Origin of the sequence: Acidovorax sp. Leaf191 (assembly GCF_001424425.1) — a bacterium.
GTDB lineage: Bacteria > Pseudomonadota > Gammaproteobacteria > Burkholderiales > Burkholderiaceae_C > Acidovorax.
Map to the genome: position 1 here is coordinate 1,202,489 of NZ_LMPT01000019.1, position 18,147 is coordinate 1,220,635.

General features: G+C 59.9%; 21 protein-coding genes and 2 pseudogenes. 10 read left to right on the forward strand and 13 right to left on the reverse strand.

Features of this window, described 5'->3' with window-relative positions; translation table 11 throughout:
* Window positions 1-184: 184 nt before the first annotated feature.
* Window positions 185-808 carry a tyrosine-type recombinase/integrase gene (locus ASG27_RS26135; RefSeq protein WP_082493247.1) on the forward strand — a complete coding sequence of 208 codons (624 nt, stop codon included), beginning with the start codon at window positions 185-187 and terminating at the stop codon, window positions 806-808.
* 322 nt (window positions 809-1,130) lie between these two features.
* On the opposite strand, the pseudogene ASG27_RS19575 reads toward ASG27_RS26135, so the two are convergent.
* A pseudogene (locus tag ASG27_RS19575) lies at window positions 1,131-1,427 on the reverse strand (integrase core domain-containing protein); the annotation flags it as partial.
* 67 nt (window positions 1,428-1,494) lie between these two features.
* Here ASG27_RS19575 and ASG27_RS19580 point away from each other — a divergent pair.
* Window positions 1,495-2,871 (forward strand): IS30 family transposase, encoded by a 1,377-nt coding sequence (locus ASG27_RS19580; protein ID WP_082493288.1) that lies wholly within the window; start codon window positions 1,495-1,497, stop codon window positions 2,869-2,871.
* A gap of 7 nt (window positions 2,872-2,878) precedes the next feature.
* On the opposite strand, the pseudogene ASG27_RS27680 reads toward ASG27_RS19580, so the two are convergent.
* From ASG27_RS27680 to ASG27_RS19600, 5 genes and pseudogenes are all read right to left on the reverse strand, one after another.
* Window positions 2,879-3,843 (reverse strand): annotated as a pseudogene (locus tag ASG27_RS27680) (IS3 family transposase); the annotation flags it as partial.
* Between the two features lie 146 nt (window positions 3,844-3,989).
* Window positions 3,990-4,418, reverse strand: coding sequence for a hypothetical protein (locus ASG27_RS26940; RefSeq protein WP_156371541.1), 429 nt, complete (start codon window positions 4,416-4,418; stop codon window positions 3,990-3,992).
* Window positions 4,419-4,442: 24 nt separating this feature from the next.
* Window positions 4,443-4,706, reverse strand: a complete 264-nt coding sequence (locus tag ASG27_RS19595; protein ID WP_156388145.1) for a hypothetical protein — start codon at window positions 4,704-4,706, stop codon at window positions 4,443-4,445.
* Window positions 4,707-4,848: 142 nt separating this feature from the next.
* Window positions 4,849-4,983, reverse strand: a complete 135-nt coding sequence (locus ASG27_RS27800) for a hypothetical protein (RefSeq protein WP_268753247.1) — start codon at window positions 4,981-4,983, stop codon at window positions 4,849-4,851.
* A 22-nt stretch (window positions 4,984-5,005) separates the two neighbouring features.
* A complete protein-coding gene (locus tag ASG27_RS19600) occupies window positions 5,006-5,227 on the reverse strand; it encodes a hypothetical protein (RefSeq protein ID WP_056419655.1) in 222 nt (73 codons plus the stop codon).
* A 110-nt stretch (window positions 5,228-5,337) separates the two neighbouring features.
* On the opposite strand from ASG27_RS19600, the gene ASG27_RS26150 reads away from it, so the two are divergent.
* Window positions 5,338-5,643 carry a helix-turn-helix domain-containing protein gene (locus ASG27_RS26150; protein WP_082493256.1) on the forward strand — a complete coding sequence of 102 codons (306 nt, stop codon included), beginning with the start codon at window positions 5,338-5,340 and terminating at the stop codon, window positions 5,641-5,643.
* Between the two features lie 32 nt (window positions 5,644-5,675).
* Here the strand turns inward: ASG27_RS26150 and ASG27_RS19610 are convergent, their stop codons facing one another.
* Window positions 5,676-6,560, reverse strand: a complete 885-nt coding sequence (locus ASG27_RS19610) for a hypothetical protein (RefSeq protein WP_056419660.1) — start codon at window positions 6,558-6,560, stop codon at window positions 5,676-5,678.
* A gap of 278 nt (window positions 6,561-6,838) precedes the next feature.
* Between ASG27_RS19610 and ASG27_RS26945 the strand changes: the two genes are divergently transcribed.
* Both ASG27_RS26945 and ASG27_RS19615 read left to right on the forward strand, forming a co-directional pair.
* A complete protein-coding gene (locus ASG27_RS26945; RefSeq protein WP_108499592.1) occupies window positions 6,839-7,072 on the forward strand; it encodes a hypothetical protein in 234 nt (77 codons plus the stop codon).
* A gap of 116 nt (window positions 7,073-7,188) precedes the next feature.
* Window positions 7,189-7,470, forward strand: a complete 282-nt coding sequence (locus tag ASG27_RS19615; protein ID WP_056419663.1) for an H-NS histone family protein — start codon at window positions 7,189-7,191, stop codon at window positions 7,468-7,470.
* 755 nt (window positions 7,471-8,225) lie between these two features.
* Here the strand turns inward: ASG27_RS19615 and ASG27_RS19620 are convergent.
* The 3 genes from ASG27_RS19620 to ASG27_RS19630 all read right to left on the reverse strand — a co-directional run bounded on the left by ASG27_RS19620 (window position 8,226) and on the right by ASG27_RS19630 (window position 11,521).
* Window positions 8,226-9,200 carry a recombination directionality factor gene (locus ASG27_RS19620; RefSeq protein WP_056419919.1) on the reverse strand — a complete coding sequence of 325 codons (975 nt, stop codon included), beginning with the start codon at window positions 9,198-9,200 and terminating at the stop codon, window positions 8,226-8,228.
* A 134-nt stretch (window positions 9,201-9,334) separates the two neighbouring features.
* Complete coding sequence (locus ASG27_RS19625) at window positions 9,335-10,348, reverse strand: YqaJ viral recombinase family nuclease (protein WP_056419666.1); 1,014 nt, start codon at window positions 10,346-10,348, stop codon at window positions 9,335-9,337.
* A gap of 165 nt (window positions 10,349-10,513) precedes the next feature.
* The gene (locus ASG27_RS19630; RefSeq protein ID WP_056419669.1) at window positions 10,514-11,521 is read right to left on the reverse strand and encodes a DUF932 domain-containing protein; all 1,008 of its coding nucleotides are present in this window, start codon (window positions 11,519-11,521) and stop codon (window positions 10,514-10,516) included.
* A gap of 238 nt (window positions 11,522-11,759) precedes the next feature.
* Between ASG27_RS19630 and ASG27_RS26950 the strand changes: the two genes are divergently transcribed.
* Both ASG27_RS26950 and ASG27_RS19635 read left to right on the forward strand, forming a co-directional pair.
* Window positions 11,760-11,897 (forward strand): hypothetical protein, encoded by a 138-nt coding sequence (locus ASG27_RS26950; RefSeq protein ID WP_156371542.1) that lies wholly within the window; start codon window positions 11,760-11,762, stop codon window positions 11,895-11,897.
* 573 nt (window positions 11,898-12,470) lie between these two features.
* Window positions 12,471-12,851, forward strand: coding sequence for a hypothetical protein (locus ASG27_RS19635; protein WP_056419673.1), 381 nt, complete (start codon window positions 12,471-12,473; stop codon window positions 12,849-12,851).
* A 113-nt stretch (window positions 12,852-12,964) separates the two neighbouring features.
* Here the strand turns inward: ASG27_RS19635 and ASG27_RS26160 are convergent, their stop codons facing one another.
* Window positions 12,965-13,309 carry an H-NS histone family protein gene (locus ASG27_RS26160; protein WP_158274163.1) on the reverse strand — a complete coding sequence of 115 codons (345 nt, stop codon included), beginning with the start codon at window positions 13,307-13,309 and terminating at the stop codon, window positions 12,965-12,967.
* 103 nt (window positions 13,310-13,412) lie between these two features.
* Window positions 13,413-14,429, reverse strand: coding sequence for a DNA-binding protein (locus tag ASG27_RS19640; protein WP_082493261.1), 1,017 nt, complete (start codon window positions 14,427-14,429; stop codon window positions 13,413-13,415).
* Window positions 14,430-14,669: 240 nt separating this feature from the next.
* Between ASG27_RS19640 and ASG27_RS19645 the strand changes: the two genes are divergently transcribed.
* The 3 genes from ASG27_RS19645 (at window position 14,670) to ASG27_RS19655 (ending at window position 16,291) form a co-directional block, all read left to right on the forward strand.
* Window positions 14,670-15,068 (forward strand): YkvA family protein, encoded by a 399-nt coding sequence (locus ASG27_RS19645; RefSeq protein WP_056419922.1) that lies wholly within the window; start codon window positions 14,670-14,672, stop codon window positions 15,066-15,068.
* A 225-nt stretch (window positions 15,069-15,293) separates the two neighbouring features.
* On the forward strand, window positions 15,294-15,665 hold the full coding sequence (locus ASG27_RS19650) for a DUF4148 domain-containing protein (RefSeq protein ID WP_056419676.1): 372 nt from the start codon (window positions 15,294-15,296) through the stop codon (window positions 15,663-15,665).
* Window positions 15,666-15,763: 98 nt separating this feature from the next.
* Window positions 15,764-16,291: a DUF4148 domain-containing protein gene (locus ASG27_RS19655; RefSeq protein WP_056419680.1), complete on the forward strand. Its 528-nt coding sequence runs from the start codon at window positions 15,764-15,766 to the stop codon at window positions 16,289-16,291.
* A 534-nt stretch (window positions 16,292-16,825) separates the two neighbouring features.
* On the opposite strand, the gene ASG27_RS19665 is transcribed toward ASG27_RS19655, so the two are convergent.
* Window positions 16,826-17,758, reverse strand: a complete 933-nt coding sequence (locus tag ASG27_RS19665) for a cation diffusion facilitator family transporter (RefSeq protein ID WP_056419686.1) — start codon at window positions 17,756-17,758, stop codon at window positions 16,826-16,828.
* Between the last annotated feature and the right edge of the window lie 389 nt (window positions 17,759-18,147).

Here is an 18,147-nt window from a genome sequence, read left to right on the forward strand (position 1 = left end):
GAAAGTTGCCAAGAATTGTGGAGCACCACTCGACGCGGTCCGGCAGACACGCGCGTCCACCGGAATACTGAGCAGACAGTCGGCCAATGCTGATTGCGAGTCAGCAAGCTAGTTGAGCAGAAGCAAAGACTTTGAATTCGATCAGGAGCATCGTCTTCTCCCCTCAACTCGAAGGGAGACCATCATGGGATCCGAAGTCAACACCCCTCGCTATGAGCCTTGGAACAAGGGCAAGCTTGTCGGTCAGAAAGCTCCTTTCAAGCTCAAAGATATCTGGGCTCTGCGCGTGCGCCTTCAGATAGAAAATCGCGTTCGCGAGCTTGCTCTCTTCAACCTTGGCATCGACAGCAAGCTTCGTGGTTGTGACCTCGTCGCCCTCAAAGTTCGGGACATCTGCCACGGTGAGCAAGTTGCATCTCGCGCTGTCGTGATGCAGCACAAGACTCAACGCCCCGTCCAATTTGAAATCACTGCAGCTGCCCGTGAAGCTGTGCAGAAGTGGATCAAGGTCGCAGGGCTTAAGTCCGATGACTTTCTCTTCCCGAGCCGTATCCATGGCTCACCGCACTTGGGGACACGACAGTATGCGCGGATACTAGGTGGCTGGGTGGAGGAGCTCGGTCTTGACCCAGCAGAATATGGCACGCACTCTATGCGAAGAACCAAGGCAACGCTGATCTACCGGCGAACAAAGAACTTGCGCGCTGTGCAACTTCTTCTTGGTCACTCCAAGCTTGAGTCCACTGTGCGCTATCTTGGCATCGAGGTAGATGATGCGCTTGAAATATCTGAGCAGACTGAAATCTAGTCGACAGTTCAGTCGCCCCGGCGGCCGCACAACTACGCTCCCACGGGCGATGGTGCTCACATCCAATCACAGGTTAGGTGAGTTGGCATATTTCCGCTTCTAGCCGAACCGGTCATTCGCCAGCTCATACTGAACGACCGCAACCAGCCTGAAGCAGCCGTATTGACCATTTTTCAGCTGCATTCGTTCGCTTCATCCCATCCAAAGAAATCACCTCCCACTGGAAGCCCTCGCTTCTTATCTTGTGTGGGACGACCATCAGCGCCACCCCCCGAGCTGCGTTCACATCTGCTCAGTGACCCGTCCTGGAATAGGTTGACACCTATGCGAGACTGAGCCCTAGCCGCAGTTGGCTTGCAAGAGACGCCCGGTGCACCGCATCGGGCGTTTTGTATTCTAGGGACAGGTGGGGCCGTTGCTCGTTGTACATGCGCACTGACTCCCTCACCATGGTCCTGGCTTGCTCCAGGTTTGCGGGGCGGTGCAGCAGGAATTCCATCTTCAGGATGCCGTTGACCCGTTCCGCCAAGGCATTCTGGTAGCAGTCGTACCCATCGGTCATCGAGCAGGTGATCGCATGGCGAGCATGGATGCGCTGGTACTCCGCCGAACAGTACTGGGTGGATTCAACCGGTCGTCGCAACACCCTAATCATGGAGGTGTTTATGGGACGACCCGCAGGGTGGATGCTGAAGTTGACAGGACGAGGAGCGATGCGTTCGCCAGGCGCGCCGTCGCTTCGGCGAGAAGTGGAGCGACAGTTCTGGAAGCAGATTGCCACTGGAATAACAAGCGAGAAGGCAGCAGAGGCCGTTGGCGTCTCCCAGCCAGTGGGTACGCGCTGGTTCCGTCATCGTGGCGGCATGCCATTGTTCATGTCGAAGCCGGTGTCAGCAAGATATCTGTCATTTGGCGAACGAGAAGAGATCGCCCTCCTGCGGGCACAAGATGTTGGTGTGCGGGAGATAGCCCGCCGCTTGGGGCGCAGCCCATCAACCGTTTCGCGGGAGCTGACCCGCAACGCTGCCACGCGCGGCGGCAAGCTCGACTACCGGGCATCCGTTGCGCAGTGGAAGGCTGAGCTCGTAGCCAAGAGGCCCAAGCCCGTGAAGCTGGTCATGAACCCGCAGCTGCGGCAGTATGTCCAGGATCACCTGGAGGGCAAGATTCTTGACGCCCAAGGTCGTGAAGTTGCCGGTCCGCAGCAGGCACCATTTATCGGGCGCAACAAGCCCCACCGTGGAGACCGCAAGTGGGTGCAGGGCTGGTCACCAGAGCAGATTGCTCAGCGCTTGCGAGTCGACTTCCCTGATGATCTGTCCATGCGCATCTCCCACGAAGCCATCTACCAGGCGCTCTACATCCAGGGCCGAGGTGCCCTCAAGCGCGAGCTGGTGAGCTATCTGCGCAGAGGCCGTGCACTGCGCATGCCACGGGCCAGAGCCCAGGCCCAGGCATGGGCGCATGTCAGCGAAGACGTGATGATCTCCAGCCGGCCTGCAGAGGCGGATGACCGTGCCGTTCCTGGTCACTGGGAGGGCGATCTGATCATCGGCCTGGACAGGTCTGCCATTGGCACGCTGGTAGAGCGATCAACCCGATTCACCATGCTCGTGCATCTGCCTCGTGAGGCAGGTTACGGACTGACTCCCCGGACAAAGAACGGTCCCCCGCTTGCAGGATATGGCGCCGTTACTATGGCCAATGCGCTCAAGCGAACAGTGGCCACGTTGCCTGGGCAACTGCGCCAATCATTGACCTGGGATCGCGGCAAGGAACTGTCGGACCACGCGCGGTTCACCATAGAGTCTGGCGTGAAGGTCTTCTTCGCCGATCCGCACAGTCCCTGGCAGCGCGGCACCAACGAAAACACGAACGGTCTCCTGCGGCAGTACTTTCCCAAAGGGACTGACCTATGCCGATGGGGCGAGCAAGAGCTCCAGGCCGTGGCCACCACCTTGAACAACAGACCACGCAAAACCTTGGGCTGGAGGACACCAGCTGAGGCTTTGAATGACTACCTAAAATCCGCAGCTCAACCCGGTGTTGCGACGACCGGTTGAATCCACCCTGGATGCCCCGATCGGAGTGGTGCACCAGTCGCTGGCTGGTCTGCCTGTAGCGCAGGGCCATTTTCAGCGCCTGACTGACCTGGGCAGTTTCCAGCCCTTCATGTACGTGCCAGCCCACGATCTTGCGGGAATAGGCATCCGTTACCAGGCTCAGGTAAGCAGGCTTTTCTTTGGTAGGCAGGTACGTAATATCGGCCACCCACAGCTGTTCGCAGCCGCTAGGCGCCACCTTGGTCGCGGCCTCTTTGAGCAGGTTGGGATGACGCCGGAAGCGATGGTGGCTGTTAGTTGTCTTGTGGTACGACCGCTTGGGCAAGACCAGCATCCGTTCGTGACGCAGGAGGTCGAACAAAGCATCACGACCGAGCTTGATGCCCGCGTGCTGCAGCGGCGCCTTCAGGATGAAGTGCAGCTTGCGTGTGCCGATGCGCGGCTGTTGCCGCCGCTTCTCATCGACCATGGCCACCACGCTGGCCCGTTGCTCATCTCGCAGCCGCTGACAGGTCAGGGCCTTGTAATGCGCCTGCCGGCTGATACCCATGTACTGGCAAGCCCTCACAACGCTCAGCCCTTGGACAAGCTTTTCTTGGAGGACTTGCCAGCAGGCTTTTTTGTGACGGTTACCCCATGATCGCGCTTAAGCACATGGACCACCGCCTCGAAGAACTGCGCTTTCTCCTGCGCCTGCTTCAGCTGCACTTCCAGCTCCTTGATGCGCTGCTCGGGTGTCAGCGGCTTGACTGGCTCTTGCATGGATACGGCTCCTTTGGAGCCCGATGATGCAGTCTTCCAGTCTTGGCGGCCATGCTTGCGCAGCCAGACCAATACGGTCGAGGCCCCTTGGATACCGTAGCGCTCCTGAGCTTGCCCGTACGTCAGCTCCCCTCTTTCTACCTGATCCACCACCGCCAGCTTAAAGGCCAGCGTGTAGTCCTTCTGCGTTCTCTTAACCCATTGATCCATTTGACTTTCCTTTCCGATGAACAGAAAGGTGTCAACCTCATTTAGGACGGGTCACAGACCAAAAAAAGAAGCCACAATAAAAAAGGGACCAGGCCACAGCCTAGTCCCCTTCAACAAGTAGTGGCCAACGCCACATTCGCCAGGCCTCACCCCAGCCTGCACAACTCCATGTTTACCTTGACGAGCTCTGACTCGTGAACCCACCCGAGGGTGGAGTTCGGACCAAACTCGGCGTCATGGACTCCCTTCAACTGCACCCACTCCTGAAACCGCCCCACCACCCGCAAGGTAAACCCCTTCATCAGGATCATCTTGGGCTTGGTGTCCTCGTACGGCACAGCAGTCTCAAATACCCGCGTGCCTACAAACACCGTACGGTTCTTCACCTCCTTGCTCAGCGGCCGCACGCAAGCCGAAGTCTCCGGCTGTGGTGACTGCGCCCATGCGCCTTGCACCAGCAACGCACACAAAAGGCCGCCAGCTAGCAATAGGGCAGGGCAGGTAACTCCCTGGAGGTGCCTAGGAATTGCTTTCGTTCCAACATCTTGAACCTGCTTATTTCTTGTTGTCTTCATTGCATAGCTCCTTTCCGCGCCAGATCAGCGCCCGTGTTTCTCAACACACTCGATCAAAGCCTTCGCAAAATCTGCCTGCAGGGTCTGCAGCGGAATCCCACCCCGGCTCTCCGCAAACTCATCCAGGTTCTTGAGGTCGTAGCGCTCACCCATCTTGTCCACCGCGCACTGACAGGTCTTCTTGCTACTACCTCCATCGGTACAGCCCTTGACCATCATCCTTTCAGTCTTGGAGCCAGAACACCCGGCCAAAGCCAATGCGGCTCCCAACGTGATTGCTGTGATCACACCCCTGGACCCACGGATCCAGCTTTGCAGACCCACTAGCTGCGCCCCCGTCATTCCGAATCGCATAACCCCTCCTTGTGTAAAAAAACGCACGCCCAGCCCTCCAGGCGCGCTCATCGTTCTGTTCCCAACTCAAAGCCCCTCACCGCTTGCCACTATCGGCCATCCCAATCAGCAGCCAGAGCACGATCACTCCCAGCCCGAACCAGAAGCCCAGCGAGGCAAAGAACAGGTAGACCATCAAACACCCCAGAATCAGCTGAGCCAAGAACGCCATGGCACTCGCTCCTTCCTAGTGCTCAACTGGCCATCACAAACGCCACCATGGCCACGATCAGCAAGCCCCCGATGAACTTGCCCAGACCCGGCAAGACCACCACCGGCCACACCAACCCCTGACCCAGGTGATACGCAAAACTCCGGTAGGGCTCATCCCCCCAGTTGTTCGCATAAACCGCGTACAGCAGCCCGATCAAGAAATACCCAACCAAAACCCAACGACCCCACGCAAACCGCTTCATGGCAACTCCTCCTAAAGTTGAAGCACTAACCACTCAAAATCTCCACGGAGCGCGCAAAAGGTGATGCAAACTCCGTAGATGCAAAGAAGGCAAAACCGCATCCTCCGGCGGTGTCTGCCAAACCCACGCCCCCGACCCATCTGCCCGACCCGGGCAACGTGCGCGAAGTCCTCGCGTACTGGATTCGGCTACTGCGTGTAGAAAAAGGCTGGTCCCAAGAGCGCCTGGCCCACGAGTGCGAACTCGACCGCACCTACGTCTCTGCCGTAGAGCGCTGCCGCTGGAATATCGCCCTGGCCAACATCGAGCGCCTCGCACAGGCCTTGGGCGTGGAGCCTTGGACCCTGCTCAAACCTCCAGAGCAAGCGACCAAGCCCGCGCGCAAAGCCGCCCGAAAGCCGACTGCCAAGGTTTGATCCTGCGATCAAGAGGGAAGGGACCAGCACCTTCATTGCGAAGTCACCGGCTTCCCATCCCGCGTGAGCGACCCCTGCTGATACACGAACTCCACCAACTTCTGAGCCGCCTTGCGCTGCTCTTCCTCGGGCTCGAACGGCCCTGCAAACCCCAGCATCCGAATGGACAGCCTGGGAGCCTGATTCGGCTTCTCCTCGACCACGGCAAACACCAGGTCCGAGCAGGACCCGAACTTCGGAGACACCTGCACCCCCTGGGCCGACACCGCCAGCACCTGGAACAGGGCAGGGCAGGCGGTCCCCGACCCACTTTGCAGCAACAGCACATCCTCTGCACCCACCGGCGCATGGCGCACGATGCGCACGGATTCCTCCTGAGGCGATAGAACGGTTTGCCCGTTTAAAACAACCGAAGAATCTCCCTCCTGCACAGCCACAACCCCAAACCGGGTCTTGACCTGCATCTCAGGCTCCTCCAGCGCAGACTCCACGCGGGCAGGTCCGGCATCAATGATCCCCAGCCAAGCCGACGGCGAAACACTGAACCCCAACTCACCCAAGACCTTGGTGGCCGGTGCCTGACTGTCCAGCGGCCTGGCCCGTACCCCCTCGACCAGACACGGCATGTTCTGCACACACTGCGACAAAAGCCGTTCGCCCAGAGCACTCTTTGGATCGAACACAAACGCCACGAGATCCCCCGTCTCCGGGCTGACCTCGAACACCGCCCCCTGCTCACCCCGGCGATCCAGCACCCCTGCGATCTCCAGAAACCCCGACACCGTCTGCACCGGCAACTCCGGCGCCTCGGCCTCCTTGCGTTGGCAACCGGCCAGCACGCCGACCACACCCAACGCCACCAACGAACCTGCCGCCAGGCTGCGCGTAAGCCGCAAGCTTCTTCTCATGGATTGCATAAAACTCCCTCTCTGATGCTAAATGATATGTGATGCAAATGCATCAATTGAACGCCAACCAAAGACCATCGGTTGACCGATTGCTGAACGGGCAGGGATGGGGAAGTGGCTGCGAGATCTTTGCCGCAGCTCAGCCGCTACCGTGTGAGATGTTCCATATGGAGCGAGAACATCCCTGCCCGTGACCAGCTTCCCCCGTGGACCTGCACAAACTCCGTTGCCTTGGTACGATCCAAAGCGCACGCAACGAAGACCCCCACCAAGAACAGATCCCCTGAGTGAAGAACCTCAGCGCCTCCATCTCGATGAACCCGTCCACCGCCAGGAACTGCTGCGGCTACTGTGGTGCCACCAGCTACCACCGCGTGCTCGCACGCGATGACGCCGGAGTCATGCGCTACACCGAAGCCCTGCGTTGCACAGGTTGCGGCCGGGAATACGCCAACCTGCAGGTATGGCGCCAGGGCGACACCCAAGACGCCACGACTCCTCCCGTTGCAACTGCCAACTGAGCATTCCTGGGCTCCGGTTCGCGTAGAGTGCTTCCTGTGCCTAAAGGGTCCTCCTTGGACCCAATCACAACACTCCAGCACTCCAGCACTCCAGCACTCACTCCCAACGCACCCCCATGTCCAGCTACGCCGAACTCCTCGCCCAGAAAAAACTCCTCGACGAACAAATCGCCAACGCCAAGAAGGCCGAGTCCGAACAGGCCCTCCAAACCGTCCTGCAACTCGTTCAGGAATTCGGCTTCACGGCCCAGCAGGTCTTCCCCTGGAAACCGAGCAAACCCAAGAAGAAGGTGGAAGCAAAGTACCGGGATCCCGAGACTGGTGCCACCTGGTCCGGCCGGGGTAAGCCGCCCCAGTGGATTGCAGGCAAGGAGCGCACTCCCTTTGTGGTTGCCTGATCGGCATCGCAAGAGAGCCAGCCAGTGCGGATGCACTGTCTGAGCTCTCGCCAGGTCACTGGGGGCTCTGGCCTTTGCCGGGAGACAGTGCGATCGCTGAGAGGACCATCCCGCAGTCCAGGTTGCCCTCCAACGTACGCGCCGACCACACGCTACGGAACTCCGCCACTCGCATAGCCGCCTCGTGGTACGGATAGGCCCCCGGAGCCAGACACTGGTTGTGCCCCAATCCCCATCCAGGATGCACCTGCGTATCCAAGACCAAGAGGCCAGAAGCTTCTGTGCACACCACACTGCCTGATCCATCTCCTGCCGGACTCCAAGGCCCTTCCACACCGACCACGAGCATCCATTGAGGAGGAGGGCAGGGCCGGCGAGGGGCTCCCCGCACCTCCCTGGCAATCGACTGCCAGAGCAACAGCACCAGACCCCCACGGTGTACTGCTGCGTGGCACAGCGCCAGCAAGTCGGAAGGCGCTTGCTCCCAGACCAGCTGAGCATGGAATCCTGGCAGGAGCCGCTGCGCATGGCGCAACACGCCGGCCGCACTGGTCACAGTGGGTATCGCAACCCGCTGGCCGGTGAGCAAGGCCACCGCCTGCTGCAGCACCACCGCCCCCGTGCGATGGGGTGGTGCTCGATGTCTCACCAAAATCCCCGGCAACACCTTGGCACCCGATTCAGAATCGGGCCCACTGCGATAGCAAGGCACCGTCTCCATCACCAGTCCTACCGCATAGCGCCGAACCAGCCCTTCAGGCCCCCGCATGGGAAGCCCCTGGATCACCCGTTGCGGTGGAACGCACTCCCAGAGCCTCCTGCTTGCGATGCAGCTTGCCGCGCAGCGAGATCGGCGCGGGTGCTTGCTCCGTTCCACCATCTCCATTCGTATCGGAATCCGGATAGAACTCCTCGACGACGTCCACCCCTTCCTCTTCCGATTCCTCGAACTCCCCTAGGGCCAAACCCTGGCGTGCCGCTTCATCGAGCGCCACCTGATCCAGACCCAGCGCAGCCTGTTGCTCGCGTTCCTGCCGTGTCAATGCCACGACCTGGGCCAAGCTGCTTCCCGCTCTCAGCGTCAGATCCACGTAGTAGATCGGCGTGCGGTGTGACAGCGTCGTGGACTTGCCCCGCAGCCGAAGCTCCAAGGGCAATCCCGCCAACAATCCACCCGACACAGCAAACAGATACCGCAGCCGAGCCGACAGCGTCCGGATGCTGTTGAAGCCCGTCGTCCGAAACACAAAGCTGCCCAGTTCATCGCCACTCATACCCGCCATACCTGCTTCGGTATTCCCCTCAGCCTCCACCCGCACATGCAGCCGTCCATACGGCTTGCAGTTCCCGTCTTGGGCCAGCGGACACACCGCAGGCGAAGGGCAGGGCAGGGACTGCATCCCCGACAGGGTCACCCGCTTGCAGCTTTCTCCATCTCCAACACACAGAGGTCGTCCCGTGGCCCGATCAAACATTGTGTAGTTCGCCCTGAGGCTCAGGTCCGGATCGTCAAACAGCAGCCGCACCGGAATGCTGCGCAGCTTGGTCCCCGGCTCCTTGCGCAACTGGGCATCTACCGGATGTAGCACCCACCCCTCCTTGTTCTGCACCTGGCTGGTCAGCGTGAACTCATCGTCCTTCTCAGGCAGGCGACGTCCTGCCTTCTCCACCACCCGCCCAATCGCAATGCGCCCGATCACGGGCGGTGTCAAAGCCAAACCTTTGAGCATGTGAATCTCCTTGTTGAATGTCAAAAAACCCCCCAAAACACAACGGGCCTCACCGTCACCGATGAAGCCCGTCAGGGGATGCGTTTATGAAAATGAATTGAATGAACCTGGGCCCCGATGTCCCCGGCCCACCTTCAGGTCTGCACCAAAAACCTCCGACTCCCCGGCTTCGGTACCGTGTAAGCCTTCACGATCTCCGGCTGCTCCTTGGCAAGCCGCGCCGTATCGAGCTGCGTCCCATCCCGGCTGCGTTTGAAACTCACCTCACCGTTCTCAAACACCGCCCGGCTCGAATCCCCCATACGCTGCTGAATCGTCTGCTTGAGCTGCGCTTCCAGGGCCGTGTTGGTCGCCAGCACCTCCCGCACCGCCAGCAGGTCAGAAAACACCGCCCCCATCACCAGGTCATGTTTGAGATTCAAGGTAAAGCCGGTGTCCCGGGGATACAGCGCCCGCAAAGCCCGGTCTGCCGAATCCGACCCATCGGCCGGAGGCGCCTGGCCCCGCTCCACATAACCCCAGAACTCCCGCTCCAGGGTGATGAGCTGAGCAATCAGCTCCTCATCCCGCTCGATGCGAAAGATCTGCAGCTCCTGGCCCCCGAGCAACACCGCCACGTCCGCAGCCTGTTTGCCCGTCACGGCCAACTGGTGCTGCACCTGCAACTGCACATACTCCGGCACCCCATCCCGCCAAAGCCAGGCCCCTTGAATGCCTGCGGTCTTGCACTCAAGCAACTGGACATCGGGTGCCCCAAGGACCTCCCGGTCGATATTGGCAAGCATCCATGGGTGCTCGGGATGCTGCAGCACCGCATTGATACGCCGCACCCGTTTGCCCGTACGGCGGGTGTAGTGCGCCGCCACAATGGGCTCTAGAAGAGCACCCCAGTACATCGGACTCAGATCGTCTGCACCCCCATCACCCGGCGGGACAGTGGGAGCACGACCGGTCTTCTCCATCCACAACTCCAGCATCGACTGGTAGGGATTGAGCCCCACCGCCGCCGCAGCATCCGAACTGCCAATGCCTCCTTTGCGGACCTGCAACCACTGATCGCGATCCAGGTCTTGGGTCTTGACCAGCCGAAGGGCAGGGCGGGGTTTGGTGGGAGATGAACCCACCGGTGAAACAACAGGTTGAACCATGCTGACTCCTTGAATGTGAAAAAAACGAATACCAGCACCGCCCCCAGAAAAACAAAGACCCCGGTCCACTGAAGGAGCCGGGGTCTATGCCGTTAAGGGCGATGGAGGTGAATGGATAAGGCGCGAGACAAAAAACAGGATGTGCCGCCAGAACGGCAGGCACCATCACGACGCCAACTGCAAGGCCTGCTCCAGAGCCCGCTGCTTGAGCGTGGCGCCCTGACCAAACCAGGCACTGTCCAGGCGGTATTCCTGACTGCGCGCCCGGCGCTCGTGGTCCACGAACTCGGTGATGGCGCACAAGAGGCCCCAGGCCGTGCCCTTGGCGGCAGCCAATTCCGCACCCCGGCCCTGGCCCTCGTACATGGCCTGCACCTTCTTGAGGGCGCGCTCATTGGTGAGACCTGCAGACGCATCGGCATGCCCATCCGTCTGGCACAGCACCTTGAGGAAGTAGTTCATGGACTCATGGCTCTTGACCCTGCGCTCAGACAAGGTCTTCATGCGGTACATGAAACCATCCCATTGCGAGACGGCAATGCCCAACTGCTTCTTGACCGCCTGCGCATCAAAGCTGGTGCTGTGGGGCACCTTGATCGCGCTCGATGTTCCGGACAGGGCAATGGAGAGGGTGTTGTTGCAGACCACACGCACGGTGGTGGGGGTGGCCGTGGTAGCCAAGGTCCCATCGCAGGACGTGGCCAACAGCAGATAGCCATTGACCACATCGTTGCCCTTGAGGGCTGAGGACTTGCCAGTGCGGGCCAGGGCCCAGAACTTGCGCCCAGCCTTCAGGACTCCGGCAGTCTCCAGCTCATAACCAGAGACTTCCGTCAGATCCCGATAGAACTCCAACACCTGCTTGGGCTGCACGACCTGGTAGCGGGCACTGACCACTGACAGAGGCGCCTTGGTATCGCTGCGGTACAGCACCTTCTGGTCGGGAAACTCCATGGGTTCGCCATAGAGGTCCGAGACAGAAGATGCGGTGCCAGAGCCAGAACCAGTACCGGCCTGCGTGGCCATGTAGCGCACGGGGGTCTCGCGAATGGTCCAGTCCATGCCCGCTTCACGGGCCCAGACATCGATGGGTTGTTTGGCGGGCAGTTGCTGACCCAGGTTGTGCCAGGGGGTCTCACCGACATAGGCCATGGTTTGAACGAGATGAGCCATTGAAATACTCCTTGAAGAAATGGAAGAAAGAACAAGAAAACGAAAGACCGACAACACGAAAACCACCCGCCCACAGCTGCGCCACTGCGTAACTCCGAAGAGCACACAGCTGGAACAAGGAACCAGGGCAGGGGAGTGAGAGAGGAAGAGAGAAACGAAAAGCCAAAGAAGCGCGAGGCCGAGGAATCAGCAGGACGAGGACCGCCGAAACACCTCACTCGCGTGGAGGGCTAAAGGTGTGGCCGCATTCCAGGCAGCGGTAGTTGGCGAGGCAGTTCTGATCGACGGCTTCACCGATCTTGCTGCCGACTTCGCAACCGATGGCGCCGCCCACCAGGCCACCGAGGGCGGCACCGGCGAGACCACCCAGGACTGACCCTGCAGGACCGGCGAATGCGCCGAAAGTAGCGCCCAGTCGGGCACCGCGCAGTGCACTCGCTGCGCCGCTGGCAGCGCCTGCGAGTGCGCCGACAGCGCCACCAGCAGTGCGACCGAGATCGCGGGATTCCAATCGTGGGGATTGGCATTGGGGACAGGTGAGCATGGAAATCTCCTTGAAAGAACATGCGGGTGAAAGAACCAGAAAACCAAGATAGACAGACCAACAGGCAGCCCCAAAAAGCAAAAGCCCCGGGTGCGTGAACACACGGGGCTGAGAGGGCGCGAGATCGCAAAACCGAGAACCAGAAAGACAGAGAACTCCGACCAGGACGGCATAAAGCCCGGCAACTCGAGATGAGCTTGCCGGGCTTTATGGGCGTTGTGCGACTGCCAAGGGGCAGACGGTGGTCAGGTCACTGGGGTGATATGTGACTGAAGAAATTTAGGATCGGGTACCCGAATTGCATTGAGTCCCACGGGGCACAACCGGAAAGATGTCCGATATGTTTGCATCTGCCCCCCATCTTCTGAAGCAGAATCGTGGCCTCATCAACCCGTGGAGAAACGTATGAAACCAGAACTTGCCGGCTCTGTCAAAGTGACTTACTTACGGCGTGATCGAGATGAAGACGGGGAACTGATAGAGCTCAAGGAAGGGGAGGAGCAATACAGGGGTGAGACGTGTACAGACGTTGTTGATGCCTCCGACTTCGTTTGGGAGAGCGGTGCGGGGCCGCACCTTGACGAGGACGGTACATGGTCGGGTTCCGCGTTGTTCAAAGCGTATTGCGACGGCTATTGCGTCACCTGTGAGATCAATATCGCCACCAAGGATCGTCTGCCCAAAAAGCTCACATTGAACGTCGAGAGTGAAGCGCTGGTCGACTTTGTTTGGGTCGACCAACTCACCGTTGCGTTGGTCCCTACGTCTGGTGTCGGTGCGTTTTAGAAACTCGTCGAGTAGTGACGTCGGGTGAGGCTCCGCGATCGTGCTGGAAACTGGGGTGATCTCGGTTTTTGTGCCGGATCGGAAGGTTATGGAGAAATCTCTTTTTAGAACAACTACTTAGCGTTGCGCAAAGGTGTTCCGCGAGTTCGAAATTCTTCCAGCGTTTTCCCGCGCGCGATGGCTTCGTTCAACCAAGAGGGTCGCCGCCCCTTTCCTGCCCAAGTATTCCCAACTGCATCCTCGTACAGGACAGGTTTGCCGGCTGGGGGTCTCCCGGTCTCTGAGGTCAAAGATTGAATCTTTCTTGCGTTGGCAGTGGTTGCTTCGAACAGATCGGCTGGCTCCAATTCGAACTTGGCGATTACCTCTTTCAACAGTGGAATGATTTCCTCGGCTTCACGGACTTCGCTCATCGCCTCTTCAAGGCGTTTCTTCATTTGAGTGAGTGTCTTGGGCACTGGGATCTCCATAACGGAAGCTTGGACGCAACTTTCTCCATTGTGATGGGGAGCGCCGATGAGAGATAGACCGCCTCTGGCAGTCTTCAACACAGTCTTGCGGTCATGCGTTGGTGTGGCTTTGCGGCGCCTGCAACGTATCCAGGCGGCGCATCAGATCCGCCGTCAGCTGCTGGCGCGCCGCGTCAGCCGCGCTTGTTGCTGCGAGTTGCCGCTCCAGCTCCAGATTGCGCTGAGTGGCCTGAAGCAGATCCGCCTGCAGACGGGCGAGGTCTTGCTCTCGACTCAAGGCCTTCGCAGTCAAATCTTCAAGTTGCTGGGGTACTTCGGCAAGGCCGAGGGCAGTTTGCTGCGCCGCCTGCAGCTGCGTTTCCAGGCTCTGGAGTTGCGACCTGGCCTGACCCAACTCCCGCGCGAGTGCCTGGTTCTGCTGGTGGTCGTTGCGCATCTGCTGCTGATTGGCCGAGACAGCCGCATTGGCCTTAGTCAGTTCCGTCTGCAGGTACTGCAGTTGCTGCTCGTGCTGGCGTAGCTCGCGCTCGCGCTGCTCCTTGGACGCTTCGCGGAAATGCTCCAGAGCCTCCCTGGCATGGGTGTGCTTCTCTTCCAGGGACTGGCTGTGTGCTTGGGCACTCTCAAGCCGGGTCTGCAGCTGGGTCGTTTGCTCGACCAGTTGGGCCTGCTCGATCGCCTTGAGGGCCAACTCCCTGTTGGCGTGCTCGAGGGATTCGCGTTCCCTGGCCAACTCCAGTTGGGTCTGCTCCAGCTGCCGCCTGGCCGCGGCTGTTTCGCTCTTGGAGGTCTCCAGGCTGGCCTTGTACTGCGCTTCCTTGGCGTTGAACTCCTCCATCAGTGCAACGACCCTCGCATTGGCATCAAACTCCAACCTGGTGGACAGGCGGCCTACCAATTCCGCGAGCTCATCGCTGATGCTGATTTTCGGTGCCGTAGCGGCGGCTTCCTCGTCCTCGATTTCCTTGAGGTACCTGTGGATGGTCACCTTGGAGCCGGTATTGCCCAACTCGACGCGCACCGCATCGATGGACGGGTACTTGCCTTGGCTGATCAGCCTATCCCTGGCTCGCAGCACCTCAGACTTGTAGATTCCGGCTCTGGCCATGGCATCCTCCGATTTTTTCGTACCGTATTACATACCATTATATTACATACTGGGTGTGGCAATGAAAAATTGGGACTTCACGAAAAATTCAGACTAGTTAATAAGGGTTTATCTGTTGTGATCACTTCAAAGCCCGCAAAAATGGGGGGGCCGCAGCATGTAACGCGATGGGAGGGGTGGTTTTTCAGTTGCGCGGTCGCGCGTTAAAAATCAGACATGGGGCCGTGGCATGCTATCGATATGAGCATCACATGCGATCTAAGAACCTGGGCAAGGCGGATCAAACGCGATGGAGTGACGCTGTGGTTTGCAGGAAAGAATCCACGCACCCCCTGGTACGCAAAGGCCCTTGGAGTGTTTGTCGTGGCGTACGCGCTCAGCCCGATCGACCTGATTCCGGATTTCATACCAGTGCTGGGGTACTTGGATGATGTATTGCTGCTCCCCGGCCTGATATGGGTCGCTATCAAACTTTTGCCGGCGGACGTCCTGGCTGAATGCAGAACACAAGCCGATGAGTGGATGGCTTCCAAAGCAGCAAAGCCGACCAGCAAAGTCGGCGCAGTCGTTGTTGTACTACTGTGGCTCGCTGCCTGCTTGGGCGCCTGGTATTGGTGGAAGTCGGGCATGACTGGCTGAGGGACGGACTTGCGCGAATCGCCTCGGGAAGGCGCTTGTCCGCCGCAGGCTTTGCGGCATAGGCCTTTGTGAACCTCCGTGGCTACGCTTAGACACAGTGCTGTCAAAACTGTAATGCTGCGGTCAGCGGCATGTGGGTGCCGGATTTCTAGACTTGTCTCCGAGGTGCAAGAAGGTTGTGCCTCCTGAATTCCCACCCGGGCGTTCAGTGCTCAAGGAGACCCCATGAAAGCTCGTTTCGCCCTCATCGCATTCAGCCTGGCAGCCACTGCTACGGCGTCTTTCGCTTCGACCGCGTTTCACACCAGTCCTAGCCAGGAAGAAGGTGCCACTTTCGTGCCATCTCACCTGGGCCGCACCGTCAGCCGTGAAGACGTCCAGCAAAACGTGCTCGTTGCGCAGCAAAACGGTTCGTTGCACTGGATCAGCCGCGGCTACCCCGCCACCTATCCACTGGTCAAAGCACCGGTGTCAAACAAGAGCAGGCAACAGGTTCTGGATGAACTTCAAGCTGCTCAAAAGGGCCCCGCCACTACGAATGGCGTGCGCGACCTGGGCGGCGAGATCGGCTGGGTCGAAGCCCACCAGGCGCCGTGACCGGCTGAGGGCCCTCGGGCCTGGCACACGCAATGCAATCGACTCCGCCCATCCAAGGCACAAATTTTCGCTTCCAACCATTGACCTTAAGGACCAACATGAAACTCAAGACCACCCTCATCATCCTCGCGCTGAGCGCAGCCCCTGCATTCGCTTTCGATGCCAGCCATGGCGCCCAGTCCAAGACACGCGAGGAGGTCAAAGCCGAGCTCTCGCAAGCCCTGCGCAGCGGCGACATCATGGCCGGCGGGGAAATCGGCGCCAAAGTCAGTGAGCTCAACTCCGGTGGCTACCAGTTGAAGACCCCGGTGCTGGGCAAGACCCGGGACCAGGTGCGCGCGGAACTGGAGCAGGCTGTTCGCAGCGGTGACATGCTTGCCGCCGGGGAATCCGGATCACGGCTCAATGAACTGCAGCCCAACCTGTATCCGTCCAAGATGGCGCAAGCAGGCAAGACACGCGAGCAGGTCAAGGAGGAACTGGCAGAGGCTATCCACACCGGGGACCTGATGGCCGCCGGCGAGGACGGCCGCAAGCTCAATGAAATCTACCCTGGCCAATACCACCAGCACCACGCGGGCTCGACGGCCGCGCAATCGGGCCACTCCAATGGCCGCGATCTCTGAACATCAGATCCAGAGCCCAGTCGCGCTGGGCTGGCCCGCCCTCACGCTCCGTGGTGGTGGGCACCAGCGCCGTTCACTCGTGCACACCGGGTGCGACCGGTGAGGTATCTGAATCGGCCGACTTGAGCTCGCCTGTGCTCTAGTTCATCTCACGTTTGACGAGGGCTGCCGAGCAATCCCAAACCTTGACGTAGACCGGCTCTCCAGCAACCACGGCTACATCTGCAGGCAGACGCGCAACGGTCCAGCGCGACCGACCCACCTCTCTCCACTGAACAATGGCGAACCGCTCTTGCGCACGATCTAACTGATCGGCCTTGCACCGGCGCTTGTAGAACGCCAGGTCCTGAGCAGTGGCTTCAACCCTGCTGACTTTGCCCACGCGCCAACCCTCCGCCCACGGTAGGGAGTTTTCATACACGGGGGTGGCGCAGCCGGCGGCGAGCATGGCCACGACACACAGCGCTGGCAGGCGCCACCTGTTTGCCCAGCGCTGTGCAAAGCAGGAACGGAGGGTGGTCGTCCACGCGGAAATCACACGGGTGCTTTCCAGTGATCCGCACCAGCATTCGAAGTGCCGGCGGCAGCCGTACCGCAGGCTTGGGTTTCCAACTGAATGGTGGTGTGGGTGATCTCGAATTGCTTCGCCAGCAACTGGTTGACGGCGGCCAGCATGGTGCCAGGGTCTGCCGCTTGCGGGTTGTACACGACGTGAGCGCTCAGGCTGGTCTTGGCGCTGCTGACCGCCCAGACATGCAGTTCATGCAAGGACACCACCCCTGGCAGGTCCAGGAGCGCACGCTTGAGCTGAGGCAGATCGATGCCTTCGGGGACGCCTTCGAGCAGGATGTTGAGCGTCTCTTTCAGGAGGATCCAGGTGCGCGGCAGCACCCACAAGCCGATGGCCACGGCAATGACGGTGTCGACCCAGTTCCACCCTGTGAACAGAATGACCAGCGCCCCCACGATGACCCCAATCGAGCCGAGCAGGTCGCTCCAGACTTCAAGGTAGGCTCCTTTGACGTTGAGGCTGGAATCCTTGCCTGAGGACAGAAGGCGCATGCTCACGAGGTTGACGATCGTGCCCAGTACAGCGATCACCAGCACCCCAGTGGTCTGGACTGCCGGCGGGTTGCTCCAGCGTTGCCACGCCTCATAAAGGATGTACGCCGCAACGCCAAACAGGAGTAAGGCATTGAACGCGGCGGCCAGGATCTCAAATCGGTGGTAGCCAAAGGTGCGCCGGTCGTCGACATCCCGGCGCCCGACCCGAATGGCCGCCAGCGCAATGGCCAGCGCCGCCACGTCGGTGAACATGTGTGCGGCATCGGACAGCAGAGCCAGGCTGTTGAGCATGACGCCGCCAATGACCTCTGCCAGCATGAAACCGCCGGTGAGCATCAGCGCGTAGCGCAAAGCCTTTTCGTTTCCTGCCGCTGGCAAAGCGTGGTCGGAACCTTTTCCCATGGTCTGTCTCCTCAGATTCAGTCTGGTGATGTCATCGACCGCGTTCAGTCCGCGGTCCTCGTCCGGCCTTGGCGCTCAGTGACGTCGCCGGTGCCGAGGCTTACCCGTGGTCCGGCACTTCAAGCGCGTTATTTGCCGGTCCCTCAGTCTCTTGGCCAGTCGCCGGCTGTACTTGGTTCGAACGTCCATCGGGGGATGGCGCTTGAGCCACATGTGCCGCAGCCGCCAGAACACAAACACAGAGACCAACAAGCTGATCCAGATCCAGAACAGCTTGGCGAAAAGCCCACCCTGGGCCGCCTGCATTGACATGGATCGCTCCTTTTTGCCTCTAAGGGCAAGGACATGCACAGCGCCGAGGGGCGGTACGGACCCGCCACTGCGGTGTC

Excerpts from the sequence above, each read along its gene's own strand:
- ASG27_RS19615 (WP_056419663.1), top strand. The coding sequence starts at position 7,189 with ATGTCCAGCTACGCCGAACTCCTCGCCCAGAAAAAACTCCTCGACGAA.
- ASG27_RS26135 (WP_082493247.1), top strand. The coding sequence starts at position 185 with ATGGGATCCGAAGTCAACACCCCTCGCTATGAGCCTTGGAACAAGGGC.
- ASG27_RS19630 (WP_056419669.1), bottom strand. The coding sequence starts at position 11,521 with ATGGCTCATCTCGTTCAAACCATGGCCTATGTCGGTGAGACCCCCTGG.
- ASG27_RS27800 (WP_268753247.1), bottom strand. The coding sequence starts at position 4,983 with ATGGCGTTCTTGGCTCAGCTGATTCTGGGGTGTTTGATGGTCTACCTG.
- ASG27_RS26940 (WP_156371541.1), bottom strand. The coding sequence starts at position 4,418 with ATGAAGACAACAAGAAATAAGCAGGTTCAAGATGTTGGAACGAAAGCA.
- ASG27_RS19650 (WP_056419676.1), top strand. The coding sequence starts at position 15,294 with ATGAAAGCTCGTTTCGCCCTCATCGCATTCAGCCTGGCAGCCACTGCT.
- ASG27_RS19665 (WP_056419686.1), bottom strand. The coding sequence starts at position 17,758 with ATGGGAAAAGGTTCCGACCACGCTTTGCCAGCGGCAGGAAACGAAAAG.
- ASG27_RS19655 (WP_056419680.1), top strand. The coding sequence starts at position 15,764 with ATGAAACTCAAGACCACCCTCATCATCCTCGCGCTGAGCGCAGCCCCT.
- ASG27_RS19600 (WP_056419655.1), bottom strand. The coding sequence starts at position 5,227 with ATGAAGCGGTTTGCGTGGGGTCGTTGGGTTTTGGTTGGGTATTTCTTG.
- ASG27_RS19580 (WP_082493288.1), top strand. The coding sequence starts at position 1,495 with ATGCTGAAGTTGACAGGACGAGGAGCGATGCGTTCGCCAGGCGCGCCG.
- ASG27_RS19645 (WP_056419922.1), top strand. The coding sequence starts at position 14,670 with ATGAGCATCACATGCGATCTAAGAACCTGGGCAAGGCGGATCAAACGC.
- ASG27_RS19635 (WP_056419673.1), top strand. The coding sequence starts at position 12,471 with ATGAAACCAGAACTTGCCGGCTCTGTCAAAGTGACTTACTTACGGCGT.
- ASG27_RS19610 (WP_056419660.1), bottom strand. The coding sequence starts at position 6,560 with ATGCAATCCATGAGAAGAAGCTTGCGGCTTACGCGCAGCCTGGCGGCA.
- ASG27_RS19620 (WP_056419919.1), bottom strand. The coding sequence starts at position 9,200 with ATGCTCAAAGGTTTGGCTTTGACACCGCCCGTGATCGGGCGCATTGCG.
- ASG27_RS19640 (WP_082493261.1), bottom strand. The coding sequence starts at position 14,429 with ATGGCCAGAGCCGGAATCTACAAGTCTGAGGTGCTGCGAGCCAGGGAT.
- ASG27_RS19625 (WP_056419666.1), bottom strand. The coding sequence starts at position 10,348 with ATGGTTCAACCTGTTGTTTCACCGGTGGGTTCATCTCCCACCAAACCC.